Source organism: Devosia sp. GW821-FHT12F11, assembly GCF_058806655.1.
In genome coordinates this window covers 360,239-384,976 of the sequence record NZ_JBXAPX010000001.1, presented here as the reverse complement: position 1 = coordinate 384,976, position 24,738 = coordinate 360,239, and the positions used below count along the sequence as shown (strand labels likewise).

Annotated in this window: 23 protein-coding genes and 2 tRNA genes; 10 read left to right on the top strand and 15 right to left on the bottom strand. The window is 64.9% G+C overall.

From position 1 onward, the window contains the following. Positions 1-7: 7 nt before the first annotated feature. The 8 genes from AC1ROK_RS01950 to AC1ROK_RS01915 form a co-directional block, all read right to left on the bottom strand. Entirely contained in the window at positions 8-1,963 is a 1,956-nt protein-coding gene (locus AC1ROK_RS01950; protein ID WP_492843292.1) for a putative bifunctional diguanylate cyclase/phosphodiesterase, read from the bottom strand. A 1-nt stretch (position 1,964) separates the two neighbouring features. After that, entirely contained in the window at positions 1,965-3,116 is a 1,152-nt protein-coding gene (locus AC1ROK_RS01945) for an FIST signal transduction protein (RefSeq protein ID WP_492843290.1), read from the bottom strand. A 390-nt stretch (positions 3,117-3,506) separates the two neighbouring features. Then, positions 3,507-4,655 (bottom strand): slipin family protein, encoded by a 1,149-nt coding sequence (locus tag AC1ROK_RS01940; RefSeq protein ID WP_492843288.1) that lies wholly within the window; start codon positions 4,653-4,655, stop codon positions 3,507-3,509. A gap of 388 nt (positions 4,656-5,043) precedes the next feature. Continuing rightward, positions 5,044-5,111, bottom strand: a tRNA-Thr gene (locus AC1ROK_RS01935). A 1-nt stretch (position 5,112) separates the two neighbouring features. Beyond that, positions 5,113-5,186 (bottom strand) — tRNA-OTHER (locus AC1ROK_RS01930). Positions 5,187-5,422: 236 nt separating this feature from the next. After that, positions 5,423-5,782 (bottom strand): helix-turn-helix domain-containing protein, encoded by a 360-nt coding sequence (locus tag AC1ROK_RS01925; protein WP_492843286.1) that lies wholly within the window; start codon positions 5,780-5,782, stop codon positions 5,423-5,425. Beyond that, positions 5,779-6,360, bottom strand: coding sequence for a Smr/MutS family protein (locus AC1ROK_RS01920; protein WP_492843284.1), 582 nt, complete (start codon positions 6,358-6,360; stop codon positions 5,779-5,781). The genes AC1ROK_RS01925 and AC1ROK_RS01920 overlap by 4 nt, the downstream gene beginning before the upstream one ends. Before the next feature lie 24 nt (positions 6,361-6,384). Next, entirely contained in the window at positions 6,385-7,101 is a 717-nt protein-coding gene (locus tag AC1ROK_RS01915; protein WP_492843282.1) for a Tim44/TimA family putative adaptor protein, read from the bottom strand. 158 nt (positions 7,102-7,259) lie between these two features. On the opposite strand from AC1ROK_RS01915, the gene AC1ROK_RS01910 reads away from it, so the two are divergent. Together AC1ROK_RS01910 and secB are read left to right on the top strand one after the other, a co-directional pair. Then, positions 7,260-7,709 carry an FxsA family protein gene (locus AC1ROK_RS01910; protein ID WP_492843280.1) on the top strand — a complete coding sequence of 150 codons (450 nt, stop codon included), beginning with the start codon at positions 7,260-7,262 and terminating at the stop codon, positions 7,707-7,709. A gap of 74 nt (positions 7,710-7,783) precedes the next feature. Further along, on the top strand, positions 7,784-8,281 hold the full coding sequence (gene secB, locus AC1ROK_RS01905) for a protein-export chaperone SecB (RefSeq protein ID WP_492843278.1): 498 nt from the start codon (positions 7,784-7,786) through the stop codon (positions 8,279-8,281). Positions 8,282-8,486: 205 nt separating this feature from the next. On the opposite strand, the gene dnaQ is transcribed toward secB, so the two are convergent. Genes dnaQ through AC1ROK_RS01885 form a run of 4 tightly spaced genes read right to left on the bottom strand, consistent with a single transcriptional unit; the run spans position 8,487 to position 11,213 of the window. Next, positions 8,487-9,197 (bottom strand): DNA polymerase III subunit epsilon, encoded by a 711-nt coding sequence (gene dnaQ / locus AC1ROK_RS01900; RefSeq protein ID WP_492843276.1) that lies wholly within the window; start codon positions 9,195-9,197, stop codon positions 8,487-8,489. Beyond that, the gene (coaE, locus tag AC1ROK_RS01895) at positions 9,194-9,790 is read right to left on the bottom strand and encodes a dephospho-CoA kinase (protein ID WP_492843274.1); all 597 of its coding nucleotides are present in this window, start codon (positions 9,788-9,790) and stop codon (positions 9,194-9,196) included. Before coaE ends, dnaQ begins: the two co-directional genes overlap by 4 nt. Beyond that, positions 9,790-10,614, bottom strand: coding sequence for a shikimate dehydrogenase (locus AC1ROK_RS01890; protein ID WP_492843272.1), 825 nt, complete (start codon positions 10,612-10,614; stop codon positions 9,790-9,792). Before AC1ROK_RS01890 ends, coaE begins: the two co-directional genes overlap by 1 nt. Before the next feature lie 5 nt (positions 10,615-10,619). Continuing rightward, positions 10,620-11,213, bottom strand: coding sequence for a Maf family protein (locus AC1ROK_RS01885; protein WP_492843270.1), 594 nt, complete (start codon positions 11,211-11,213; stop codon positions 10,620-10,622). 422 nt (positions 11,214-11,635) lie between these two features. On the opposite strand from AC1ROK_RS01885, the gene hemE reads away from it, so the two are divergent. The 8 genes from hemE to AC1ROK_RS01845 all read left to right on the top strand — a co-directional run bounded on the left by hemE (position 11,636) and on the right by AC1ROK_RS01845 (position 20,286). Further along, on the top strand, positions 11,636-12,670 hold the full coding sequence (gene hemE / locus AC1ROK_RS01880; protein WP_492843268.1) for a uroporphyrinogen decarboxylase: 1,035 nt from the start codon (positions 11,636-11,638) through the stop codon (positions 12,668-12,670). Between the two features lie 3 nt (positions 12,671-12,673). Next, the gene (hemJ, locus tag AC1ROK_RS01875) at positions 12,674-13,099 is read left to right on the top strand and encodes a protoporphyrinogen oxidase HemJ (RefSeq protein WP_492843266.1); all 426 of its coding nucleotides are present in this window, start codon (positions 12,674-12,676) and stop codon (positions 13,097-13,099) included. Between the two features lie 178 nt (positions 13,100-13,277). Beyond that, positions 13,278-14,543, top strand: a complete 1,266-nt coding sequence (rho, locus tag AC1ROK_RS01870) for a transcription termination factor Rho (protein WP_055047046.1) — start codon at positions 13,278-13,280, stop codon at positions 14,541-14,543. A 12-nt stretch (positions 14,544-14,555) separates the two neighbouring features. After that, positions 14,556-15,878, top strand: coding sequence for a tRNA uridine-5-carboxymethylaminomethyl(34) synthesis GTPase MnmE (mnmE, locus tag AC1ROK_RS01865; RefSeq protein WP_492843264.1), 1,323 nt, complete (start codon positions 14,556-14,558; stop codon positions 15,876-15,878). Between the two features lie 188 nt (positions 15,879-16,066). Next, on the top strand, positions 16,067-17,929 hold the full coding sequence (gene mnmG / locus AC1ROK_RS01860; RefSeq protein ID WP_492843262.1) for a tRNA uridine-5-carboxymethylaminomethyl(34) synthesis enzyme MnmG: 1,863 nt from the start codon (positions 16,067-16,069) through the stop codon (positions 17,927-17,929). Next, positions 17,929-18,579: a 16S rRNA (guanine(527)-N(7))-methyltransferase RsmG gene (rsmG, locus tag AC1ROK_RS01855; RefSeq protein ID WP_492843260.1), complete on the top strand. Its 651-nt coding sequence runs from the start codon at positions 17,929-17,931 to the stop codon at positions 18,577-18,579. Before mnmG ends, rsmG begins: the two co-directional genes overlap by 1 nt. A 23-nt stretch (positions 18,580-18,602) precedes the next feature. Further along, a complete protein-coding gene (locus AC1ROK_RS01850) occupies positions 18,603-19,403 on the top strand; it encodes a ParA family protein (protein ID WP_492843258.1) in 801 nt (266 codons plus the stop codon). A gap of 10 nt (positions 19,404-19,413) precedes the next feature. Then, positions 19,414-20,286: a ParB/RepB/Spo0J family partition protein gene (locus tag AC1ROK_RS01845; RefSeq protein ID WP_492843256.1), complete on the top strand. Its 873-nt coding sequence runs from the start codon at positions 19,414-19,416 to the stop codon at positions 20,284-20,286. Positions 20,287-20,562: 276 nt separating this feature from the next. Here the strand turns inward: AC1ROK_RS01845 and holA are convergent, their stop codons facing one another. Genes holA through leuS form a run of 3 tightly spaced genes read right to left on the bottom strand, consistent with a single transcriptional unit; the run spans position 20,563 to position 24,714 of the window. Further along, positions 20,563-21,582 carry a DNA polymerase III subunit delta gene (gene holA, locus AC1ROK_RS01840; RefSeq protein ID WP_492843254.1) on the bottom strand — a complete coding sequence of 340 codons (1,020 nt, stop codon included), beginning with the start codon at positions 21,580-21,582 and terminating at the stop codon, positions 20,563-20,565. Then, entirely contained in the window at positions 21,582-22,076 is a 495-nt protein-coding gene (lptE, locus tag AC1ROK_RS01835) for an LPS assembly lipoprotein LptE (RefSeq protein ID WP_492843252.1), read from the bottom strand. Before lptE ends, holA begins: the two co-directional genes overlap by 1 nt. A 4-nt stretch (positions 22,077-22,080) precedes the next feature. Beyond that, a complete protein-coding gene (gene leuS / locus AC1ROK_RS01830; protein WP_492843250.1) occupies positions 22,081-24,714 on the bottom strand; it encodes a leucine--tRNA ligase in 2,634 nt (877 codons plus the stop codon). Between the last annotated feature and the right edge of the window lie 24 nt (positions 24,715-24,738).

Sequence of the window (24,738 nt, the reverse complement as noted above, 5' to 3'; positions counted from 1 at the left end):
CGCTTTTTCAGGGCCGGCGGGCGTTGCTCGCCGTCTTGGGCCCGAGCGACGGCTCCTGCTGCAGGGGCGCGGGGTCGACCGCGAGGTGCAGCAGCTGGCGCATCGCGTCGCGGCTCATCGGCTCCGAAATCAGGAAGCCCTGGGCTTCGGTGTAGCCGAGGAGCTTGACATTGTTCAACTGCTCGGGGGTCTCGACCCCCTCGGCAGTCGTGACCATGCCCATGCGCTGGCCGATATCGGCGACAGATCGCATGATGATCTGGGCGCCCTGCCGGTTGTCCAGCGCGCTGACGAACGAACCGTCGAGCTTGATCTTGTCGAATGGGAACGCCAGCAGATAGCTCAGCGCGGAGTAGCCCGTGCCGAAGTCGTCGAGCGCTACCTTGAGCCCGAGGGCGTGCAGCCGGTGCAGGGTATCGAGGTTCTGCTGGCTGTTCTCGAGGAACAGCGTCTCGGTGATCTCGATCTCCACCCGATCCGCGGCGAGGCCGCTGGCGCGGAGCGCATCCATCACCACGCCGACCAGGTCGCCGCGGCCAAACTGCACCGACGACACATTGACGGCGACATGCATCGCCGCCGGCCAGCCGGCGGCCTCGGCAAAGGCCTGGCGGATGACCCATTCCCCGATCGGCACGATCAGCCCGAGTTCCTCGGTCAGCGGAATGAACTCGGCCGGCGGGATGATGCCCTCCGTCGGATGACGCCAGCGCAGCAGTGCCTCGTAGCCGACAATGGTTTGCGAGGCGAGGTTGAGGATGGGCTGGTAGAACAGCTCGAATTCCCCGTTCGCCAGGGCACGCCGCAGATCGCGCTCAATCCGGCTGCTCTCGCTGAGCGTCCGCTGCAGATCGGGCTCGAAGAACCGGTACCCGCCGCGGCGGCCGCGCTTGATCGAATAGAGCGCCAGGTCGCCATTCCTCAGCAATTTATCGGCGCTCTGGCCATCGCGCGGCGCCATGGCGACGCCGATGCTCACCCCGACCAGCACGGCGTGATCGTCGATATCGAACGGGCGCCGGATCGCCTCGAGAATGGACTTAGCCAGCGCCAGCGCACTTTCAGGTGCGCTGTCGGGGTGCAGCACGGCGAATTCGTCGCCGCCCATGCGGCCGACGGTCCCCGCGTCCCCGACGCACTCGCGCAAGCGAGCCGCCACCTGTTTCAGCAACTTGTCGCCGGCGGCGTGACCCATCGAGTCGTTGATTGCCTTGAAACCATCGAGATCGAGACAAAGCACCGCGAAGCCACCGCCGGTCGGCAGCGAATCGACGGCCTGCCCAAGGCGCTGGTAGAACAGGTTGCGGTTCGGCAGCTCGGTGAGCGAGTCGTGGTAGGCCTGGTGCGTCAGCTCGGCCTGCATGTTGTGCAGCTCGGTGATATCCCTGTGCAGGGTCACCCAGCCGCCATCGGCCATGGCGCGGTGGGTGACCGACAGCACGCGCCCGTTGTTGAGGTGGTGGGTCGTCGTCGAGCTCACGCCGTCGGCCGCCGTCACCAGCCGCTCGCGCAGATAGGCGGCCGGATCGGGGCCGGCGAAAGTCCCGGCGGCGACGCGGGCCCTGAGGATCGAGACCAGTGAGGTGCCGACCCGCCCGAACCGGCGCGGCAGGTTGTAGATGTCGAGATATTGCCGGTTGCAGACCACCAGCCGTCGCTGCCGGTCGAACATGGCGAGGCCCTGCGACATGTTCTCGAGCGCCGTAAGGAAGCGGGTGTTCTGGGTGCGCAGCTTCTGCTGGCTCTGGCGCAGCTGCGCGGTGCGCTTCTCGATCTCGGATTCGAGCCCGACCTGGAACGCCGTCAGCTCGCCGACCATCAGCTCGATCGATCGATCGGTGCGCGTGCGGTCCAGCTCGGCCTCTTCGTAGGCGGCCGTCACCAGCCGTTCGAGCGCCGCCAGGTCGACACGCCCGGTGGCGTCCGTCGATTTTTCCAGCTGTCGATCGAACAGCTTGCGCAAATCAGGCCGCCTGCTCTGCCAGTACTGTTACGGTCATGGTCTGGTTGTGCAGCTGGCAGAAACCGGAGACCTCGTGCGGTGATATTTCACCGTAGGAATAGAAGCCGACCGGCACACAGCTCTCCGACAACTCGGCCGTCGCCGCCTCGATCTCCTCGTCGATGCGCTGCCCCATCAACAGACGCCGCCCGATGCAGCTGACGAAGATGGCGGCGCTCTGCGCATCGGGCGCGGGATGCGCATTGAGCACGGCACGCTGGGTCGCCGCTGCCGCCCCGGCGCAAAGCCGGTTGAAGCTGCCGCGCATCAGCTGCGCCGACCAGCCCTGGGGCATGTCGCCGGCGAACGTCATCGAGCCCGAGCCATGATCGACGGCAAGAATGGTGCGGACGACGCTGCGTTCGGGGTGTTTGGGATCGAAGATGCGCAGCGGGAACAGCAGTGCCGAGCCGGGCAGGTTCTGGCTCTCCTCGGGGCCGAGATAGAGCTTGTAGAGATCGAGCGCCGGCTTGCCGTCGACCTCGTACAGCACGTTGCCGTCGGAGCGGGTGATCTGGCGCATCGGCCCGAACACATCCCAGCCGCCGGCGCTGCCGTGACCGATGCGGATGGCATCGCCGTAGAAGCCGACCGCGGCAACGGTGTTCGGCGCCGGTGGGCTGTCACAACCGACCAGGGTCTGGGCGAAATCGGCGCCGTCACCGGCAAGCCCGCCGCTGACCGGCACATCGCGCCCGACTTCGCTGACGACGCCTTCAACCAGCGCGCTGCCATTGACGCGCAATCCGTCCGACAGGATGAACACGCCGGCCAGGCGGTCGCCCTTGAGCGCCGCGCCGATAGCGGCGCCGGTGGCGCGGGAATCGGCGGAGCCCTTTATCTCGGCACGGGCGACGCGCAGGTCGGTCGCTCCGAAGTCCAGTGCCAGGGCGCAGGCAGTATCGTCACTGACATCAAGGCCGGCAAGTTGCCCGCCGGTAGAGCACCCCAGCAGGTGCGCGTCAGGGAAGCGTGACCGCAGACCGGCGTAAAGCTTGCCATCGGCAAGCATCTGCCGGGTGCCGAAATAGAAAACCAGACCAGCTCGGTCGAAGGACGCGTCTGTCTCCGACCATTGGGACTGTTCGCCCCAGAACAGTTGCGAGGCACGCATGCGACCCTCCTCAACATTCGGCGGATGGTGACGATTGTGTGGATTAAACCTTAACGCTTCGCCGCAAGATCTACGTTAGTTTGCCTCAGAGGCCGCTACTCCAACTACTTAGTACAGCTCAGCGAGACGTAAACTATAGCGCGCGCAAGCTTCACGGCGCAACCTGTCGCCGTGAGCCAAAGCAGCCAGGCGGGCGTGCCCTACTTCACCCAACGGGCGACTTCAGTCCTAAGACAGGCCGGATCTTGCGGCGCCAACCTGCCGATCTCGCAGGCCAGGTGGCGATCTTGTGCAGCCGCGCAAAGGTCGGCCTGCCGCTGCAGATGAACAGGGCATTGCCGGCGCGCTTACGAAGCTGGCCGCCGGAGTTACCCCCGGCGGCCGTTGTCGTCACTCGTCGCGGAGCTTGACGAGGTCGTTCATCAGGCCCGCCGTACCGTTGTGGATGGTCAGGCGCTCGACCTTGCCGGCGATTTCCGACAAGGCTTCGAGCTCCTTGAGCCGCAGCATTACCGGGTTCTCGGCCATCACCCGCGCGGTGTTGAGCAGCGAACGCGTGGCGTTCGTCTCCTCGCGCCGGCGGATGATGTTCGCCTCGGCTTCCTTCTCGGCCGCAACAACCTTGTTGAGGATGTCGCGCATTTCACCCGGCAGGATCACGTCCTTGACTGCGATCTCGCCGACCGAGAGACCGATCGCCGCCATGTCCGTGCGGACCTGCTGCACCGCCTCGATCTCTGCCGTGACCTTGTCGGCCAGGATCTCGTCGAGGCTCTTCACCCCCAGCGACTTGCGGAACGCAAACTGCAGGGCGCGGTAGAGCGCGTCGGCAAAATCCTTGACCGTGGTCGCGGCCTTCACCGCATCCACCACCTGGTACTCGGCGGCGAGGTTCACCCGGAGCGTGACACGGTCACGCGTCAGGATTTCCTGGCCGGTCACGTCGAGCGACTGCCGACGCAGGTCGATGACCTTCACCGCGACCTTGCGGGTCACCGCCCAGAACATGTGCGCACCCGCCTCGAGCTCGCGGACGAACTTGCCGTCGACGAACAGCAGGCCGACATGGCCTTCCACAACATCGACCGCAGTGACGAGCCCGAGCTTGGACACACCGGCGAGCCGCTTCTGCAGCTCTGCCGGCACGGCGAGATCGCCGGCGATGTCGACGCGCTCGGTGGTCCAGGGACCAGCCTCGGTCCAGTAGACCGCACGCTCCTCCGGCTTCAGCACGGCATGGAGGCGCTTGTCGCGCGACACCACCACCACCTCGTCGGCGCCGGCGCGGATCTCGGTCAGGTACCGGCCCGCCACCTCGGCGTGGTCGCGGAACAGCGCCTTGTCGAAGATCGAGACGAACTCCGGACGCGCGAGATCGTGCCATTCGATCTCCAGCCGGCCGCGGTCAGCCCGCAGCACGTGCTCGCCCGGGGTGAGGACCCCACGGAACTTGCCCTTGTACAGCGCAATGACGCGCTGGTTTTCCTTGACGATCACGCGCGAAACACCGCGCACGCGATCCAGAATTTCGATCACCATGGATAGTCCTCCTTTACGTCTCTAGGTCATGACCCGAGTTCGTCCTTTGCTCGTCTGGGCCAGCTGGCCCGGTGGTTCGCCGGGTCCGCACCCTGCGGGACCGGTCGAATGGCAGGTGAGGTTCCGGGGCGGCCGACCGACCAGGGGGGCGGGCAGGCCAGCGAGCGGGATGGCGATGGGAATGGCGAAGCCATGGCGCAAACGGGTGCGCGGGCCGGGCCAGAACCATGTTCATCCTTCAGCCGGTGCCGGGGCACCCCTCGAAGGGCGGTTCCGGCTTTGACAACGCGGGCTTTCGCCTCAGCTGCCGCAACCGACCCCGCAGGACCGGCCCCAGAACCCTTAGTCTCAAAACCAGCTTTACAGGCCGGTGGCCGTTGAAGGGCCGTGATGGAGGGAATCGAACCCTCTACCCTCAGATTACAAGTCTGATGCTCTACCCAAATGAGCTACATCGTGGAGCACATAACGGGAGTCGAACCCGTGACCTCCGGATCGCTCCGGCGCTCTGCCTGGCTGAGCTACATGCGCAATCCCAGCTTCCAGTGGCCAGCGGTACACGGGGTGGCAATGCCATCCGCGCCAGGCGAGACCTCACGAGCTCGACCCTTTGCCGGTCACCGGCGCGTTGCCGGGAGCGGGCGTTTAGGCTTGTTGCTGGAGAGGAGCAAGCAGCAATTTACTGCGTAACTTGCGGTACGGCTGTGGCGCGACATTTATGCCACAACAACTGCCACGCGTACTTGGCGTTACGCAGTGGCACGCAACTATTTCAGTCGGCGCGCCACTTCGTTACTGAGAAAACTCAGATCATCCGGCTCAAGCCGGCCAATGTCACGGGCGAGGCGGTTGGCAAGTTCGGTGGCTTCCGGGGCCATGCCGGCGGTGTCGATGGTGATCTTGGGGTCGCTCATCTCGGCGAGGCGCTGCAATTCCTCGGCGTCGTCCCAGATGACGTTGAAATAGGCGATGATCTTCTGCAGCAGCGCGAAGGTCGGCTTACCGCGGCGGCCATGCTCGAGGGCGCTGAGATAGGCGCTGGAGACACGCAGCGCCTTGGCCATGTCCTTGAGGGTCACCCCGCGTTCCTCGCGCATGGCGCGTAGTTTGAGGCCCAGTGGTGTCATCGGTAATCCCGCTCCCGCCGCAAGCGAACATAGAAGGCGCCGTCGCCGCCGTGCCCCTGCGCCGCGGTATCCCAGCCGGCCACCAGCGGGGCGAGGTTGGGCTCGGACAGCCACACCGGCAGCATGGCGCGCAGCACGCCGCGCTCGACGATCACCGCCGCATCGTCGCCGAGCTTCTTCAGCCCCTTGCCGGTGATCACCAGCAGGGTGCGATCGCCGCGAGCCGAACGGGCGTGAATGAAGCGGCTCAGTGCTGCGTGGGCCTCAACCTGGCGCATGCCATGCAGGTCGATCGTGCCGTCGATCTCTTCGCGACCACGCTGCAGGCGCTGCTTCAGATTGGGCTCGATCCCCGGCCGCGGGGCCTTCTTGCCCGGCCGACCGTCGGATTGGTATGGCGGCATAGCAGGCAGCAGCCGGTGCGGCTTGGGCACCGGTGGCGCCGGGATCGGCAGCGGTTCGGCATCGAGATTGACGAGCGCCCTCTGCGGCCTCAGCGGCGAGACCGTCTGCGACACTTCGAGCCAAAGGTGCCAGTCGGGGAGCTGGCCCTTTCCATCCGACCGGCGCTTGGCCATCGCATCGCCCCCGAGCGCGGCCTGCTATTCGAGCTGGCTGGTGGCGACGAGCTTCCAGTTGGGATCGCGCGACTTGGGGTTGCGCGCAAAGGTCCATTCGTCGGCGATGTTGGTGACCTGGTCGGCATTGCCCTCGAGCAGGTTGCCGTCCTTGTCGCGGGTGGCCGAAACCACCTCGGCGTGGAAGCGGATGGTGACGCTGGCGGCGCGCTTGTCGAGCTCGGCATCCGAGATCTCGATCTTGGGGAGGCCGACAAAGGTGAAATCGACCTTATGCCCGGCGGCCTCGCGGTCCTTGATGACCCGCTCGAAGCCGTCATAGACGTCCTTCTCGAGCAGGTTCTTCAGCGTCTGGCGATCGCCGGCGGCAAACGCCGTGACGATCATCTCATAGGCGGACTTGGCGCCCTCCATGAAGCTCTTGGGCGAGAAGCTGCCATCGGCGTCTGCAATGGTCTTGAGCCCGGCCGCTACCTTGTCGTCGCCATGGGCGAACTGGGTGATCTCGGCTTCGAGCTTGCGGGCGGCGCGGGCCTGGTCCTCATCGGTCTCGGGAGCCGGGCGCGGGCGCATCGGCACGACGTTCTCTTCCCCCGCCTTTACCGGCGCGGCTTCGCGCTGGCGCTGCAGCGGCGTCCGCTCGCGGCCTGTGCGGGTGCCGAGCACCTGGCGCAGGCGGAACAGCACGACGATCGCCAGACCAATGACGATGAGCGTGGGGATATCGAAGAATTCATCCATCGGACGTGCTACTCGCGCCAGAGAAAGGGGGCGCCCGGCTCGCGGAGCCAGGAATGTGCCCTATATATAGGGAAACGCTCAGCCGGAAACCAGTTCACGTTTGGCTGAGGGTTCCGCCGAGGCCTTTATGACGCAGCGCTTTCGAAAGGGTTACCCCATTGGGCCGCCTGTTGCTCCTGTTCTTTCTGCTGGTGCCGCTGATCGAGATCGCGTTCTTCGTGGTGATCGGCAACGCCATCGGATTGTGGCCGACGCTGGCCGGCGTCGTGCTGACGGCGCTGATCGGCTCGCTAGTGATCCGCATGCAGGGGCTGTCGCTGCTCAACGAAATGCGCTCGACCGTCGGACGCGGCCAGTTGCCGGCCCGGGCGCTGGCCGATGCGATGATGGTGGGGTTCGCCGGCCTGCTGCTGCTGTTGCCCGGCTATTTTTCCGACCTGATCGGCATCCTCTTGCTGATCCCGCCGGTGCGTTCGGCGATCTACGCCTTCCTCAAGTCGCGGGTCACGGTGGTGACGACGACAACCGGCGCCGGCCCGGGCTTCACCCAGCGGCGTGTCGACGACGGCACGATCGACCTCGATTCCGATGAGTGGCGGCCGCGCTGAGGCCGGCAATGCTTGTGGCTCGGGGCCAAAGGTGCTAGCCAGCCCGCCACCGAAAGCTCGAGGAATTTTCGACTATGGCTGACCAGACCCCGCCCGAGGCCGCACCCGCGAACGCCAGCACGGCGCCCAGCTACAGCCTCGTTGGGCAGTACACCCGCGACCTGAGTTTCGAGAACCCGGGTGCGCCCGGTTCGGTGATGCTCGGCGGCACCAACCCCAACTTCACCGTCGGTATCAATGTCGGCGTCAAGAAGCAGGCCGACGACCTCTATGCGGTCGAAATCAGCCTCAACGCCAAGGCCGAGCGCGAAAAGACCGTGCTGTTCAACGTCGAGCTGGTCTATGGCGGCGTGTTCCGGGTCAAGAATGTGCCCGAGCAGCAGCTGCCCGCCCTGCTGATGGTCGAATGTCCCCGGATGATCTTCCCGTTCGCCCGCCATGTGCTGGCGACCATCGTCCAGCTCGGCGGCTTCCCGCCGCTGATGATGGAGCCGGTGGATTTCCAGGCGCTCTACATCCAGAACGTGCGCAACCTGCAGGCCCAGCAGGCCGCCAACACGCAGCCGAACTAGTCTGGCTGGAGGCCAGCAGCCAGTGGGTTGTTGGTGGCGCTGCGCCGTACGCACAGTTCTTGCCCCACCCACAGTGTCATCCCCGCGAAAGCGGGGACCTCCGTGCCGCAAGCAAGAAAACAGAGGTTCCCGCTTTCGCTGGAATGACCCGGTGGTTGAGGGCACGGCCATAGCTTACGGCATATGGGCGTTCGTCTGAACCAGACTACTCGGCCGCCACCTGCTCGCTGGGGTAATTGCTCCACAACGCGTCGGCGCCCAGGGTGCCGACGAGTTTCAGATGCGCGGCGAACTCCGCATCGCTCAAGCGCGACGGCAGCGGCACCGGCCGCTGCCGCGCCGGCACGACGGTCACGGTAATGCCGCTTTCGACATGCGACTCGGCGACCAGCGCCAGCGCCACCTGCCGGCCACCAATCAGCTCCAGATAGACGTCGGCGAGGATCTCGCTGTCGAGCAGGGCGCCATGCAGGACGCGCTTTGAGTTGTCGATGCCATAGTGCTTGCAGAGCGCATCGAGGCTGACCCGGGCGCCCGGATGGCGCTCGCGCGCCACCATCACGGTATCGATCACTTGGTTGGAGAGGCTGGGCCGGCCGAGCTTTTCGAGCTCGAAGTTGAGAAAGCCCATATCGAACGGCGCGTTGTGAATGACCAGCGTCGCATCGCCGATGAACTCGAGGAAACCGTCTACTTCGGCGCGGAACAGCGGCTTGTCGCGCAGAAACTCGGTCGATAGCCCGTGCACCCGGAACGCCTCATCGGGCACGTCGCGCTCGGGATTGAGGTAGATATGAAAATGCCGACCGGTCGGGATGTGGTTGATCAGCTCGACACAGCCGATCTCGACGATGCGGTCGCCCGTCACCGGGGAGAGGCCGGTGGTTTCAGTATCGAGGACGATCTCGCGGGTCATCTGGCCTGAGCTTCTTGACGCAGCCTCTGCACCAGTTCGGCGACCGTCTGGCGGGTCGCCTCGATGGTATCGGAGGTGTCGATTATGTAGGTGGCGCGTTTCACCTTTTCAGCCTGCGGCAGCTGCCGGGCAAGGATGGCGTCGAGCTTTTCCACCGTCATCCCGGGCCGGGCCAAGGCCCGTCGGCGCTGCTCGGCTTCGTCGACCACGGTGACGATGATCGCATCGAGACCCCAGTCGACGCCATTCTCGAACAGCAGCGGAATGTCGACCACCGCCATCGTTTCGCCGCGCGCCGCGGCCTCACTGAGAAACGACCTGATCCGCGTCCGCACCAGCGGATGGACGATCGCCTCGAGCTGCCGCAAGCGCTGGGGATGACCGATCAGCTGCCGGCTGAGCTTGTCGCGATCGATGGCTCCATCGACGGAGACGCCTGGAAAAGCTGCCTCGACCGGCGCCACCGCGGCCCCGCGATAGAGCTCGTGCACCGCTTCGTCGGACGAGAAGGTCGGCACCCCCAGATCGGCGAACGCCTTGAGGACGGTGGATTTACCCGTGGCGATCGAACCGGTGAGCCCAAGCTTCAGCATCAGAGCGTCGCCTCGACCTTTGCCCGCAAGGCAGGCGTTACCTCGGGACGCACCCCGAACCAGGCGGCGAAGCCCGGAATCGCCTGATGCAGCAGCATGCCGAGGCCATCGACGGTACGGAGCCCCAGGGCCCGGGCATCGGCGAGTAACGGGGTCACCAGCGGCACATAGACGATATCGGTGACGAGCGCGGTCGCCTGCAGCAGCCCGAGGTCGATATCCTCGAAGCGGGTATCGTGCATGCCGATCGAGGTGGTGTTGACCACGAGGCCGGCGCCGGGGGCGTGGCGGGCGTAGTCGACAAGCGCGCCCGGAACGAAGGGCCCGGAGATTTCCCTCGCCAGTGCCGCCGCCTTTTCCGGCGTGCGGTTGAGCAGCACGATTTCAGGCACCCTCCGCTCCCGCAGCGCTACCAGGATGGCGCGGGCGGCGCCGCCGGCGCCGAGCACGACGGCGCGCTTGAGCCCGTTTGCCCAGCCGGGGGCGTTCTGATCGAGGTTGCCCAGAAAGCCCATATAGTCGGTGTTGAAGCCGTGGATCCGGCCATCGGGCTGGCGCACCAGGGTGTTGGCCGCGCCGATGGTCATGGCCAGCGGATCGACACTGTCGCACAGCGCGAACACCGCTTCCTTGTGCGGGATGGTGACGTTGCCGCCGACGAACTCACCCCGGCGCAGGCGCTCGACGAAGGCCGGCAGATGGTCCGGCGGGACGTCGATCGCCTCGTAGCTGCCATCGATGCCGTGCTCGGCCAGCCACGTCCCGTGGATCAGCGGCGAGCGGGAGTGCTTGATCGGGTGGCCGATGACGAAGGCTTTTTTCACGTGAATCACTGGCTCAGGGTTTCAGGCGCATGCTGACGCATGGCCGCAAGCAGAGGCAACAGCGGCAGGCCCAGAATGGTGAAATAGTCGCCCTCGATCCGCTCGAACAAGCGGATGGACGGACCTTCGAGTCGGTAGGCGCCGACCGAGCCGAGAACCTCTGTCCCCTCGAGAGCGAGCACCAGGTCGCGCTCCGCCGCATCGAAGCGGCGCATGGTCAGCGCTGCAGTTTCCGTGCTCGACCACAGCACCCTGCCATTGGCAGCTAGCGCCACGCCGGCGTGCAAATGGTGTGTTCGACCAGCCAGCCGATCCAGTTGAGTGGCAGCCGCGGCCAGAGTCTCAGGCTTGTGCAGCAGCTCCCGGTCTACGGCCAGCACCTGATCGGCGCCGATGACAATGCCTGGTCGAGATACGGAAACCGCAAGCGCCTTGGCTTCGGCGAGACGGCGCGCCAGCAGCGGCGCATCTCCGCCTTTCCCCAGCACTTCGGCCTCGAGGGCGCGTTCGTCGATTGGCGCTGGACTCGTCTCGAATCGCAGCCCGGCCCCCGCCAGCAGGGCTTTTCGCGTTGTGCTCTTCGAAGCAAGGATCAGCATGGTCAGGGGTTTTCCACACTGTCCTTGTTCGCTCAAGTCCGCTGCCGGTGGAAAAGCCGGTGCTGGTCGCGACGGGCCGAGTTCTCCCCGCTGGGACGAGATCCTTCAACAGCCCGGCCCGACGGGAGAGTTAACAAAGGCTTAATGTGAGCTATGGGGATAACCGGTTGCGCGAGGGGCTCCCTCGTCCACAGCCCCGTTAACGGTTCGTTAGCGATTGTGACATGGTTAAGACTTAGTAAACCGGGGCGACTCCGAGGACGTCCTCAATCCTCTACAGACGATGATTCACAGGCCCCGCTCGCCCCCCTGCCGCGCGCTTCTGTCGCCGCCATGCGCGTTGTGGGCAAACTGGAATTCCTGCAAAACACCGCCATGATAATGATGATTAAGAATCTAGATTCTTTTTGGTTGGTTGGGCGATGACCGCAACGCCGGTGCTGAAACCGCTGCTTGAGACGGTGCTCGGACGGCGCCAGGAGCGCTTGCCGATCTGGATCATGCGGCAGGCCGGACGCTACCTGCCGGAGTACCGGGAGCTGCGGGCCACGGCGGGCAGCTTCCTCGATCTCTGCTACAACCCGGAACTGGCTTCGGAAGTGACGCTGCAGCCATTGCGGCGCTTCGACCTCGATGCAGCGATCCTGTTCTCCGACATCCTGGTGATCCCCGATGCGCTCGGCCAGTATGTTCGCTTCGAAGCCGGCGAAGGCCCCCTGCTCGAGCCAGTCACGACACAATCGATCCCGCGGCTCAACCCCAAAGGGGCTTTGGAGAAGCTGAGCCCTGTCATCGAGACCGTTCGACGGGTTCGAGCTGGCCTCGGGCCGGAGAAGACGCTGATCGGCTTCTGCGGCTCGCCGTGGACGGTTGCGACCTACATGATCGGCGGGCGCGGCTCTTCGGACCAGGCGGCGGCACGGGTGTTTGCGCTGACGCATCCGGAGGCTTTTGCGAAGCTGATCGATATTCTGGTCGAGACCAGCATCGACTATCTCGCGGCGCAGCTAAGGGCGGGCGCCGATGTGGTGCAGCTGTTCGAGAGCTGGGCGCTGAACCTCGATGAGGTGGCGTTCCGGAACTGGGTGATCGAACCGAACCGGCGGGTCGTCGAAGGGCTGAGGAAGATCGTCCCTGGGGCCCCGGTGATCGGCTTTCCGCGTGGTGCGGCGGGGAACCTGCCGGCTTATGCCAGGGCGACCGGGGTCAATGTGCTCGGGCTCGACTACGCGACGCCGCTCGGCTTTGCCGCCGAGCTGCCGGCGGGGCTCGGCGTGCAGGGTAACCTCGACCCGTTACGGCTGCTGGCCGGCGGCGAGCAGATGGACAACCGCGTGCGCGAGATCGTTGCTGGGTTCCGCGGGCGTCCGCATATCTTCAACCTGGGGCACGGCATCGTGCCCGAAACGCCGATCGGCCATGTCGAGCGGCTGATTGCAGTGGCGCGGGGAGCCTAGGCGATGGAATGGGTCAAGGCGCTGCATATCCTGTCGGTCATCGCCTGGATGGCGGGAATGCTCTATCTGCCACGGCTGTTCGTCTATCACGCGGACGCCGAGAAGGGCTCGGTGCAGTCGGAGACGTTCAAGGTGATGGAGCGCCGGCTCTATCGCGGCATCACCACGCCGGCGATGATCGCCACCTGGGTGTTCGGGCTGTGGCTGGCCTTCGGCTTCGGCATCGTCGATTTTTCCCAGGGCTGGATGTGGCTCAAGGCGGTGATGGTGATCCTGTTGAGCGGCATTCACGGCTTTTATGGCCGGGTGCTGCGCGACTTCGCCAATGACCGGAACACCCGGCCGGCGAAGTTCTTCCGCATGAACAACGAGGTGCCGTTCGTCATCGCCATCGTCATCGTGGTCTCGGTCGTGGTGAAGCCGTTCTGAGGCGCGACCGTGAGCAGCCGTTGTTCCACGTGAATCCGCATTCCGCTTGAATGTGGCGAAGGTTTTAGCTATCTGAAGCGCACTGCCTGATCGATGGGCGCCTCCCCGGCGCTTTCCGGGCGAACCCCCCTCTCCGTACATCCCCGCCACTTACGATTGCCCAAGGGTCTTCCGCGCAATGGAAAATATGAAGCTCAGCGAGCTCAAGGCCAAAACGCCTGCCGAGTTGCTTGAATTCGCCGAGACTTACGAAGTCGAGAACGCCTCGACGATGCGTAAGCAAGAACTGATGTTCGCCATCCTCAAGGAGCTGGCGGCGCGTGAAGTCGACATCACCGGCGAAGGCGTGGTGGAAGTCCTGCCGGATGGCTTTGGGTTCCTGCGCTCACCGGACGCGAACTACCTGCCCGGTCCCGACGATATCTATGTCTCCCCGTCGCAGATCCGGCGCTTCTCGCTAAGGACCGGCGACACGGTTGAAGGCCAGATCCGGTCTCCCAAGGAAGGCGAGCGCTACTTCGCGCTGCTCAAGGTCAACACCATCAACTTCGAGGACCCCGAGAAGGTCCGCCACAAGATCAACTTCGACAACCTGACGCCGCTCTACCCGGATGAACGTCTCCGTCTCGAGCTGCCCGACCCGACGGTCAAGGACAAGAGCGCCCGGATCATGGATCTGGTGGCGCCGCTCGGCAAAGGCCAGCGCGCGCTAATCGTTGCGCCGCCGCGTACTGGTAAGACCGTATTGTTGCAGAATATTGCACAATCGATCGCCATCAATCACCCCGAGTGCTACCTCATCGTGCTGCTCATCGACGAGCGCCCTGAGGAAGTCACCGACATGCAGCGTTCGGTGAAGGGCGAGGTGATCTCCTCGACCTTCGACGAGCCGGCGTCCCGCCACGTCCAGGTCGCCGAAATGGTGATCGAGAAGGCCAAGCGCCTCGTCGAGCATAAGCGCGACGTGGTGATCCTGCTCGATTCGATCACGCGCCTCGGCCGCGCCTACAACACGGTGGTGCCGAGCTCGGGCAAGGTGCTCACCGGCGGTGTGGACGCCAATGCGCTGCAGCGCCCCAAGCGCTTCTTCGGCGCCGCCCGCAATATCGAGGATGGCGGCTCGCTGACCATCATTTCGACGGCGCTGATCGATACCGGTTCGCGCATGGACGAAGTGATCTTCGAAGAGTTCAAGGGCACGGGTAACTCGGAAATCGTCCTCGACCGCAAGGTGTCGGACAAGCGCGTGTTCCCGGCGATGGATGTCACCAAGTCCGGCACCCGCAAGGAAGAGCTGCTGGTCGAGCCGGATATCCTGCGCAAGATGTATGTGCTGCGCCGCATCCTCAACCCGATGGGCACGGTCGACGCGATGGAGTTCCTGATGGACAAGATCCGTCAGACCAAGACGAACTCCGATTTCTTCGACTCGATGAACACCTAAGCCTGAGCTCGGATGCGCGACGACGACACCATCGTCGCCCTCTCCTCCGGCGCCGTTCCCTCTGGAGTGGCGGTCATTCGGCTGTCCGGTCCCATGGCCGGTGGTGTGCTGAGCGATATGCTCGGCACCCTGCCTGCGCCGCGGCAGCTGAAGCTGGCTGATATCCGGATTGGCGGTGAGACACTGGATCGCGGACTGGTGGCCTGGATGCCGCGGCCGCATAGCTTTACCGGAGAGGACTGCGCCGAGTTGCAGGTGCATGGCTCACCGGCCGTGGTGCGGGCCCTGCTCCGCAAGCTCAGTTCACAACCAGGTATCAGGCTTGCAGAGGCTGGCGAGTTCACCAGGCGCGCCTTCGAGAACGGCAAGCTCGACCTGGTCGAGGCCCAGGGCCTCGGCGATCTGATTGAAGCCGAGACGGAGAACCAGCGCGCCCTGGCCTATGCACGCCTCGAGGGCGGGCTGACGCGCCAGGTCGAAGGCTGGCGCGAACAGCTGCTGGACCTCAGGGCCGAGATCGAAGCGCAGATCGACTTCTCCGACGAGGGGGACGTCGGCGCGCTGCCGCCGAGCTTTGGGGCCGAGGTCGAGGCCCTGCGGGATGCCATCGGCGGCGTGCTCGCCACCCGCGGTCAGGGCCGGATCCTCCGCAGTGGTTTCCGGGTCGTGCTGGCGGGGCCCCCGAATGCCGGAAAGTCTAGCCTGCTCAACGCTCTCTCGCGTTCCGACGCGGCGATTGTTTCTGACGAGCCGGGTACGACGCGCGACCTCAAGGAAGTACCGCTCGACATCAAGGGGCAATTGATCATCCTGGTGGACAGCGCCGGGATCCGCGACACAACATCAAAGGCGGAAGCGATCGGGGTCGAAAGAGCCAGGCAGGCCATGCTCAATGCCGACAAGGTGTTGTGGTTGCGGGCTCCGGACGTCGACGTCGACGGAGTAGATGCGCCGGAACTCGGCGGGGAGCCAGGCCGTAAGCCGCCGATGGCAATCATCGCGACGAAAAGCGATCTCGGCGCGGTGACGGGCGCCGACCTTGCCGTGTCCGTCAGTACCGGTGCAGGCATTGATGCCTTGCTCGACCACCTCTACGAGGCCTCGGGAGCAGGATCGGTTCAGGCGTCGGAGTTGCTGGTCAGCCATGAACGGGATCGCGAGGCGTTACAGGCAGCAGTAGCCAGCCTTGGCCAGGTGGCGGGCCATCTCGACAGTTCGGAGCTCGCGGCTGAAGACCTGCGACAAGCTTCCTTTGCGCTCGAACGCCTGCTCGGCCGAATGGATGCGGAATCAGTGTTGGACCGACTGTTCAGTGCCTTCTGTATCGGTAAGTGATTCACGTGGAACATCCCCGAGCACCCTCGGACGTTGATTCACGTGAAACATTGGACTAGAGCACCTCACCGTTTCATTGAAAACGGCGCGCTGCTCCAGCTACCTTGGTTCGTCGCGCGTTCGAACTGGAAAAGTCCGCGACTTTTCCTGAACGCGCTCTGGACCGCCGCTCCAGAGGATTTCCTGAAATGAGCGACTTCGGCGTCATTGTTGTTGGTGGTGGACACGCGGGTAGCGAGGCGGCTGCCGCCGCGGCGCGACTCGGGGTGCCCACGGTGCTGATCACCCACAAGTTCGCGACCATTGGTGAAATGAGCTGCAATCCGGCGATCGGCGGGCTCGGCAAGGGCCACCTGGTGCGTGAGATCGACGCCATGGATGGGCTGATGGGACGGGTCGCCGATGCGGCCGGCATCCAGTTCCGGGTGCTGAACCGAAGGAAGGGCGCCGCCGTCCGTGGTCCCCGGGCCCAGGCGGATCGCAAGCTTTACCGGCAGGCCATGCAGGCGGCGATTCTCGCCCAGCCCAACCTTACGGTCATCGAAGGCGAGGTCGATGACCTGATCGTCACCGATGGGCGCATCGCCGGGGCAGTGTTGCTGGACGGCCGCCGCTTCGCGGCGAAGGCGGTGGTGCTGACCACGGGGACGTTCCTGCGTGGCCTGATCCATCGCGGCGAAGAAACGGTGCCGGCGGGTCGGGTGGGCGAGAAGCCGGTGCTCGGCCTGTCGACGCGGCTAGAGGCCCTGGGGTTGTACCTCGGACGGCTCAAGACCGGAACACCAGCGCGGCTCGACGCCACTTCGATCGACTTCTCGGGGCTCGAGGAGCAGCGCGGCGATGATCCGCCGGAGCCGTTCTCGGCTCTGACAACGGCAATCACCACGCCGCAGATCAGCTGCTATATCACCCGTACAACGGCCGAGACACATCGGATCATCTCGGACAACCTGCACCGCTCGGCGATGTATTCTGGCCGGATCAAGAGCCGCGGCCCACGCTATTGTCCGTCGATCGAGGACAAGGTGGTCCGCTTCGCCGACCGCGACAGCCACCAGATCTTCCTCGAGCCCGAGGGGCTCGATGACAACACGATCTATCCGAATGGGTTGTCGACCTCGCTGCCCGCCGAAGTGCAGGAGACGTTCCTCAAGTCGATGCCGGGCCTCGAGAGTGTGCGGATTATCCGCCCGGGCTACGCGATCGAGTACGACTATGTCGATCCGCGCGAACTGCGTCCGACGCTGGAGCTGCGACGTCTGCCGGGGCTCTATCTGGCGGGGCAGATCAATGGCACGACCGGCTATGAGGAGGCGGCAGCGCAGGGGCTGTTCGCCGGCGCCAACGCCGGCCTGTCGGCCCGGGGTGCCGGCACGTTCCAGCTGTCGCGGACCGAAAGCTATCTCGGCGTGATGGTCGATGACCTGGTGACGCGCGGGGTCAGCGAACCGTATCGGATGTTCACCTCACGGGCCGAGTTCCGGTTGCACCTGCGCAGTGACAATGCCGACCAGCGCTTGACCCGGATCGCTGCGGCTGTTGGCCTCGTCGGCGAAGAGCGGCAACAGCACTTTGAAGCGCGCTCCGCGGCCCTCTCCGCGGGACGGGCGACGCTTGATCGACTGCGGACAAGTCCGACGGCGGCGCGCAAGTCCGGCCTGGCGGTGAACGCCGACGGGCACGAGCGCAGCGCCTTCGAGTTGCTGTCCTATCCCAATGTCGAGGCGTCCAATCTCGTACCACTATGGCCGGAGATCGCCGAGATCGCGCCTGAGATTCTCGACCAGCTGACGGTCGATGCCCAGTATGCCGTCTACCTGCAGCGCCAGGAGGCCGATATCGCAGCAGTGAAGCGCGACGAAAGCCGCGAGATCCCGGATTGGCTGGACTACTCGGCGCTGCCGGGGCTTTCGATGGAGATGCGGCAGAAGCTCGGGCAGCAGCGGCCGGCAACGATTGCCCAAGCGCAGGCGATTGATGGTGTCACGCCTGCGGCGATCACCCTGATTCTGTCAGTGGTCCGGCGCGGCAGTCTGCGCCAGGCGAGTTGATGGACGATCTTGCGCCCTATTCCGGTGCGTTTGCTCGCCCCGAAGCCGCTGTGCGTCGGGACCTGGAATCGTTTGCTGCGCTGCTGAAGAAATGGAACGCGGTGCAGAATCTTGTTTCACGTGAAACAGAGAATGCCCTGTGGTCGCGGCACATCGTCGATTCGCTGCAGATTCTGCCGCTGCTGCGTCCGGCTGACGAGCTTTTCCTGGACGTTGGTTCGGGTGGCGGCCTGCCAGCCCTGCCGCTGGCGATAGCCCTGAAGGGTGGACCGGCGCGGTTCACGCTGGTCGAACCGATCGGCAAGAAGGTTGCGTTCCTCAGGCAGGCCATCCGGGAACTCGGCCTTGCGGCAGTCGTGCATGCCGGTCGGACCGACAGCTTTGATTCACGTGAAACACTCGCCGACCACGCCGGGTTCGATGTCATCACCTCCCGGGCGCTCGCGGCCCTGCCGTTGCTGCTGGAACTTATCCACCCCTTCTTTGGGCCGGAAACCCGCGCGATCCTGCACAAGGGCAAGGATCATGCTGTGGAGGTCGAGGAAAGTCGTTTGGCGTGGGACTTCGACGTGGTAATGATCAAGAGCGCCACCGACGAGGCTGGCGTATTGCTGGAGATCAGCAATTTGCGACGGAAATCAACTCGTTAGCGGAAACGCTCGGAGGCCGTGCCTTGGCTCCTCGAATCCTGACCCTGGCCAACCAGAAGGGTGGGGTCGGCAAGACCACTACCGCCATCAACCTGGCTACGGCGCTCGCGGCCATCGGCGAGCGCGTGCTGATCGTCGATCTCGACCCACAGGGCAACGCCTCGACGGGACTCGGCATTTCGCGCATCGATCGCGATGTCTCGAGCTACGATCTGTTGATGGGCGACGCCAAGGTGGCGTCGGCGGCGGTGATGACCAGCGTGCCGAATGTGGCGATCGTGCCCTCCACCCTCGACCTGCTCGGGGTGGAGTTGACCATTGCGCAGCAGGCCGATCGCGCCTTTCGTCTGCGCGATGCCTTCCGCGCGATGAGCGATCTCACCATCAACGGCCAGGCCGTCAGCTATGTGTTGATCGACTGCCCGCCGTCGCTGAACCTCTTGACGATCAATGCGCTGGTTGCCGCCGATGCCGTGCTGGTGCCCTTGCAGTGCGAGTTCTTCGCCCTCGAGGGTCTTAGCCAACTGCTTCAAACCATTGAGCAAATCCGTTCGACGCTGAACCCGCGACTATCAATACAAGGCGTTGTGATGACGATGTTCGATCGGCGCAACAACCTCAGCGAGCAGGTGCTGACGGACGTGCGCTCGGAGATGGGCTCATTGGTCTACGACACCGTGATACCGCGCAATGTACGGCTGTCGGAAGCGCCGTCCTATGGGAAGCCCGCCCTGCTCTATGACCTGAAATGTGCCGGCAGCCAGGCCTATCTGCGCCTTGCTACCGAAGTGATCCGGCGTGAGCGCCAGCTCATGGCCGCATAAGGAAGTTGGAATGAACGAGAAACCATCACGGCTCGGGCGTGGCCTCGCGGCGCTGATCGGCGACATGGCGACGATGGAGGGAGCGCGGCTGGCCGATGGCAGCAGCTCCAAACGCCTGCCGGTCGACTTCCTGATCGCCAACCGCGCCAACCCGCGGCGCGACTTCGACCCGGATCAACTGGAAGAGCTGACCAGCTCGATCCGCGAGAAGGGTGTGATGCAGCCCCTTCTGGTGCGGCCGACCAATGATCCGAACCAGTTCGAGATCATCGCCGGCGAGCGACGCTGGCGCGCCTCGCAGCGAGCCGGGCTGAACGATGTGCCGGTGATCATCCGCGACGTCGACGACAAGGAAGCGCTCGAACTCGCGATTATCGAGAACGTACAGCGTGTCGACCTCAATCCGCTCGAAGAAGCAATGGGTTACGGCCAGCTGATCGAGCAGTTCGAATACACCCAGAACGACCTGGCGCAGGTGATCGGCAAATCCCGCTCGCATGTCGCCAATACGTTGCGACTGCTGAAGCTGCCCGACGATGTCCGCGGCATGCTGGCGAGCGGCGAACTGACGGCCGGCCATGCTCGTACGCTGATCACTGCAGAAGATCCGGTGGCGCTGGCGAAGCGCATCGTCGGCGGTGGGCTATCGGTGCGTGAAGCCGAGGCCCTGACGCAGCGCGAGATCAACGCGCCGAAGAAGAAGCCGGCAGCGCCGGAGCAGAAGGATGCCGATACGGCAGCGCTCGAGAAGCGGCTATCGGACGTGCTGGGGCTGCATGTGGCGATCGACCACAAGGACCAGGGCGGCCGGCTGGAAATCCGCTACCGGACGCTGGAACAGCTCGACGGGATTTGTATGAAGCTGACCGGGTACGGGGTTTAGGCCTGGCCAAGTGTTTCACGTGGAGCGTGGCACCGGATTCTCCGTGATCCTCCCCTGCGAAGCGGCGGAGGGGGCGACCCACCCACCGGCGCCTCCTGTTGCAGCCCTCTGCGGTTCCCCTCACCCGTTTGACGGGAGAGGCCGGAGCTTTCCCCTTTCGTGCTCGTTCCGCTTGCCATTCGAGCGTAGCTCTCATGGCCTTGTTCGTTGAAACGCTCCACTGGAGCGATTTCGCCCTGCGGGCCTCTCACAAGTGTTTCACGTGGAACTTTGGGGCTAACGCTCTGCAGCCATTGTACAAATGGCGAGGAGGGCGCGGCGGCTGAGGGTGTCGGCGAGGCCGTAGCGCTTGCGGCTATCGGCGACGGCGAGCTGCAGGCGATCGAGCGCGGCGCTCAGCGCGTCGTCAGTCCACAGCCGCAGCTGGCGCTCGATGGCGGAGCGACGGGAGAAGTGCGGCTTGGGGCGGGCGCTGTCGAGCACGGCGGCCGGGGACTTGCCGCCATCGACCTCGACCCGCCAGCGGCGCAGCGTGGTAAAATGGCTAAGGGCGCTGGCGAGGATCTGCTGGGAGTTGACACTCTGGGCGATGGCGCGTTCGAGCGCCGTATCGAGGTTGGCGGCATGGCCGGTGCCGGTGGCGTCGACGACCTCGTCGAGCACCAGTGCGGCATTGTCGGCGCAGAGCGTCAGCACGTCCTCGCGGGTGAGCAGCTTCGTATCGGCGGCGAACAGCACCAGCTTTTCCAGCTCACGACGCGTGATCTCGCGATCGTTGCCGAGGCTGTCGCGGATCGCCGCGACGGTGTCCTGGTCGGCGCGGATGCCGGCCTTGGAGAAGGTCTCGGATATCAGGCGCCCGAGCGATTCATCGTTGTCAGGGTAGCAGGGCAGGGCGCGGCCGAGCTTTGCCGCCTCGACCAGGGCGCGCAGCGGGTCCTTGGGGGTGAGGTTGCCGGCCTCGAGGATGATGATGGAGCCCGGATCGTCGCGCAGCTCGGTGAGCGGCATGACCAGCGACTTGCCGGCACCACGGACCCGAATCACCCGGCGGTCGCCGAACAGCGAAGTGGTCTTGGCCTCGACGGCGAGACGTGACGGATCGGCATCGAGCTCGGCGCCATCCAGCACCACCAGGTTCATGCTGTCGGCGTCGTTGCCGGCGTAGCGTCGAGCAAGACGTTGGCCGGTTTCGCGCACGAGGCCGGTATCCGGGCCGTAGGCGAGGATGATACCGGCTTCGAGATCGGGGCGATCGACGAAGCGGGAAACCTCGTGCGCCTTCAGCGCCCCCATCAGCTGGCCGATTGGGCGAGGGCGCCGAGCAGGGTCAGCCGAACCGTCTCGGCCAGCTCGCGCGCCGCGCGTTCGACGGCTTCACGCTCGGCCTCGCTGGCGGCAAGCCCCTGGCTGTCCGTGGTGTAGAGCGCGGCAGCCGAGCGGCTGGTCGAGAGGATGACCGAGCCATCCGTGCCGATCAGCTCGATCTGCGCGGTGACCACCATTTCCCGCTGTTCGGACGGACGAACCACGCTGGAGCGGGTGAGCTTGCGGCCAGCGTTCCAGGTGGTGATCCGAACGGACGGGCTCGAGGCGTCCGCGGCTTTGCCGAAACGGAGCGCGAGCTCCTGATAGATGATCTGCTCGGCCCGGCTGTTCGGCTTGGCATAGTTCAGCGGATGCCGCTCGGTGCCGATGCCGCGTTCGCCATAGACCGGGGTTAGGCCGGTGCAGCCGGCCAAAGCCGTCGCGCCGAGCAGGCTTAGCGCGACAAAGACATTTCTAAACAATGGTTTAGACAACCACATTGACGATCCTGTCGGGGACGATCACCAGCTTCTTGGGCGGCTTGCCTTCCAGCATGCGGGCAACCGCTTCGAGAGACAAGACCTCTTTCTCGACCAGCTCCTTGGGGGCGCCGACCGGCACGGTGATCTCGCCGCGGCGCTTGCCGTTGACCTGCACCGGCAGCACGACAGTGCTGTCCACCAGCAATGACTGGTCGGCCACCGGCCAGGGGGCGTCGACCACGAGCCCGGTCTTGCCGAGCGTGGCCCAGCAGGTTTCGGCGAGATGCGGCATCATCGGGGCGACGAGCTGCACCAGACGCTCCACTGCTTCGCGGAAAGCGTCACGCTGCGCCGGGGAGACGCTTGCGGTCACCGACTGCGAGAACTTGGCGATGGCGTTCGACAGCTCATAGATCTGAGCGACGGCGCGGTTGAAGCGCAGGCCTTCGATCTCGCCGCCGACATTGGCAACGGCGCGGTGCACCACCTTGCGGAGCTCCAGCACGCCAGCGTCGCTATCACCCTTGAGGCGGGTCGCGATGTCGTCCTCGAGGTCGAGGAAGTCGCCAACCAGCTTCCAGACGCGCTGCAAGAAGCGGCTGGCGCCTTCGATGCCGGCCTCGGTCCACTGCACGTCGCGCTCCGGCGGCGAGTCGGACAGCATGAACCAGCGTGCCGTGTCCGCGCCGTAGGTCGAAACGATCTCGTCCGGGTCGACGACGTTCTTCTTGGATTTGCTCATCTTCTCGATGGAGCCGATGGTGACGGGCTCGCCGGTCTGCCGCATGCTGGCGAGGCGTTCGCCGTCAACCTGCTCGATCCGGATGTCGGCCGGCGAAACCCATTCGCCATTTGGACCGGTGCCGAGCTGGTAGGTCTCGTGCACCACCATGCCCTGGGTGAACAGGCCCTTGAACGGTTCCTCGATGTTGACGTGGCCGGTCTGCTTCATGGCGCGGGTAAAGAAGCGCGAATAGAGCAGGTGCAGGATCGCGTGCTCGACGCCACCGATATACTGGTCGACCGGCAGCCAGGTATTGGCGATCCCCGGAACCGTCGGCGTGTCGGCATGCGGTGCGGTGAAGCGGGCAAAATACCAGGAACTGTCGACGAAGGTGTCCATGGTGTCGGTTTCGCGCGTCGCCGGTCCGGCGCATTTCGGGCAGGCGACGTGCTTCCAGGTCGGGTGATGGTCGAGCGGGTTGCCGGGGCGGTCGAAGCTCACATCCTCGGGCAGCACCACCGGCAGGTCCTTGTCCGGCACCGGCACGGCGCCGCAGTTCTCGCAATGGATCACCGGGATCGGGCAGCCCCAGTAGCGCTGGCGCGACACGCCCCAGTCGCGCAGGCGATAGTTCACCTCGACCTTGCCCTGCGGCAGGTTGTCGACGGTGCGCTCGGCAAAGTGCGCGGCAATGGCTTTCTTGGCCGCATCGATCTCGAGTCCGTCGAGGAACTCGGAGTGGTAGATGCGCCCAGGGCCGTTGTAAGCCTCTGAATCGACTTCGAAAGTCGCGGGATCGGCGCCCTCGGGCAGCACCACCGGGAGCACCGGCAGGTCGTACCGGCGGGCGAAATCGAGGTCGCGCTGGTCATGCGCCGGGCAGCCGAAAATGGCGCCGGTGCCGTAATCCATCAGCACGAAGTTGGCGATGTAGACCGGCAGCGTGGCGCCCGGCTTGACCGGATGCTTCACGTGCAACCCGGTGAAGATGCCGAGCTTTTCCGCCTTGTCGATGGTCTCGGTGGCCGTGCCGTGGCGGCGCGTCTCGGCGATGAAGGCCGCGACCTCGGGGTTGTCCGCGAGGCTCGTGGCCAGCGGATGATCAGCCGAAATGGCGATGAAGGAGGCGCCGAAGATAGTGTCCGGACGGGTGGTGAACACCTCGATCGAGCTGAACTTCTGCCATTGCTCGGTCAGCTCGAACAGCAGGCGCAGGCCTTCGGACTTGCCGATCCAATTGCGCTGCATGACGCGCACCTTCTCGGGCCAGTGGTCGAGAGTGTCGAGCGCTTCGAGCAGCTCTTCGGCAAAATCGGAGACCTTGAAGGCCCACTGATTGAGTTCACGCTGTTCCACAACCGCACCGGAGCGCCAGCCGCGACCATCGACGACCTGCTCGTTGGCCAGCACGGTCATATCGACCGGGTCCCAGTTGACCTTGGATTTCTTGCGGGTGACGAGCCCCTCGCGCAGGAAATCGAGGAACAGCTTCTGCTGCTTGGAATAGTACTCGACGTCGCAGGTGGCGAACTCGCGGCTCCAGTCGATGCCCAGACCGATCGATTTCAGCTGTTTGCGCATCGCGGCGATGTTGGCATAGGTCCAGCTCTTGGGGTGGACCTTGTTCTGCATGGCGGCGTTCTCTGCCGGCAGGCCGAAGGCGTCCCAGCCCATCGGGTGCAGCACATTGCGGCCCATGGCACGCATGTAGCGCGCCAGCACGTCGCCCATGGTATAGTTGCGCACGTGCCCCATGTGGATGCGCCCCGAGGGGTAGGGGAACATCTCGAGCACGTAGTAGGGCTTGCGGCTATCGTCGTGTTTGACCTCGAAGGACTTGCCGTCCTCCCAGGCCTTCTGCCAGCGTGGCTCTTCGACACGCGGATTGTAGCGCTCGGTCGTTCTACCAGTCACTTCGGGAAGTCCTTAAAGCCGCAG

What these genes read in the sequence shown, in the direction of transcription:
- rsmG (WP_492843260.1), top strand. Translation starts at nt 17,929, where the DNA reads ATGGACGATCTTGCGCCCTATTCCGGTGCGTTTGCTCGCCCCGAAGCC.
- mnmE (WP_492843264.1), top strand. Translation starts at nt 14,556, where the DNA reads ATGCGCGACGACGACACCATCGTCGCCCTCTCCTCCGGCGCCGTTCCC.
- AC1ROK_RS01915 (WP_492843282.1), bottom strand. Translation starts at nt 7,101, where the DNA reads ATGGATGAATTCTTCGATATCCCCACGCTCATCGTCATTGGTCTGGCG.
- AC1ROK_RS01940 (WP_492843288.1), bottom strand. Translation starts at nt 4,655, where the DNA reads ATGGTGATCGAAATTCTGGATCGCGTGCGCGGTGTTTCGCGCGTGATC.
- holA (WP_492843254.1), bottom strand. Translation starts at nt 21,582, where the DNA reads ATGGGGGCGCTGAAGGCGCACGAGGTTTCCCGCTTCGTCGATCGCCCC.
- hemE (WP_492843268.1), top strand. Translation starts at nt 11,636, where the DNA reads ATGACCGCAACGCCGGTGCTGAAACCGCTGCTTGAGACGGTGCTCGGA.
- coaE (WP_492843274.1), bottom strand. Translation starts at nt 9,790, where the DNA reads ATGCTGAAGCTTGGGCTCACCGGTTCGATCGCCACGGGTAAATCCACC.
- secB (WP_492843278.1), top strand. Translation starts at nt 7,784, where the DNA reads ATGGCTGACCAGACCCCGCCCGAGGCCGCACCCGCGAACGCCAGCACG.
- AC1ROK_RS01920 (WP_492843284.1), bottom strand. Translation starts at nt 6,360, where the DNA reads ATGGCCAAGCGCCGGTCGGATGGAAAGGGCCAGCTCCCCGACTGGCAC.
- AC1ROK_RS01925 (WP_492843286.1), bottom strand. Translation starts at nt 5,782, where the DNA reads ATGACACCACTGGGCCTCAAACTACGCGCCATGCGCGAGGAACGCGGG.
- AC1ROK_RS01945 (WP_492843290.1), bottom strand. Translation starts at nt 3,116, where the DNA reads ATGCGTGCCTCGCAACTGTTCTGGGGCGAACAGTCCCAATGGTCGGAG.
- rho (WP_055047046.1), top strand. Translation starts at nt 13,278, where the DNA reads ATGGAAAATATGAAGCTCAGCGAGCTCAAGGCCAAAACGCCTGCCGAG.
- AC1ROK_RS01845 (WP_492843256.1), top strand. Translation starts at nt 19,414, where the DNA reads ATGAACGAGAAACCATCACGGCTCGGGCGTGGCCTCGCGGCGCTGATC.
- AC1ROK_RS01885 (WP_492843270.1), bottom strand. Translation starts at nt 11,213, where the DNA reads ATGCTGATCCTTGCTTCGAAGAGCACAACGCGAAAAGCCCTGCTGGCG.
- hemJ (WP_492843266.1), top strand. Translation starts at nt 12,674, where the DNA reads ATGGAATGGGTCAAGGCGCTGCATATCCTGTCGGTCATCGCCTGGATG.
- dnaQ (WP_492843276.1), bottom strand. Translation starts at nt 9,197, where the DNA reads ATGACCCGCGAGATCGTCCTCGATACTGAAACCACCGGCCTCTCCCCG.
- mnmG (WP_492843262.1), top strand. Translation starts at nt 16,067, where the DNA reads ATGAGCGACTTCGGCGTCATTGTTGTTGGTGGTGGACACGCGGGTAGC.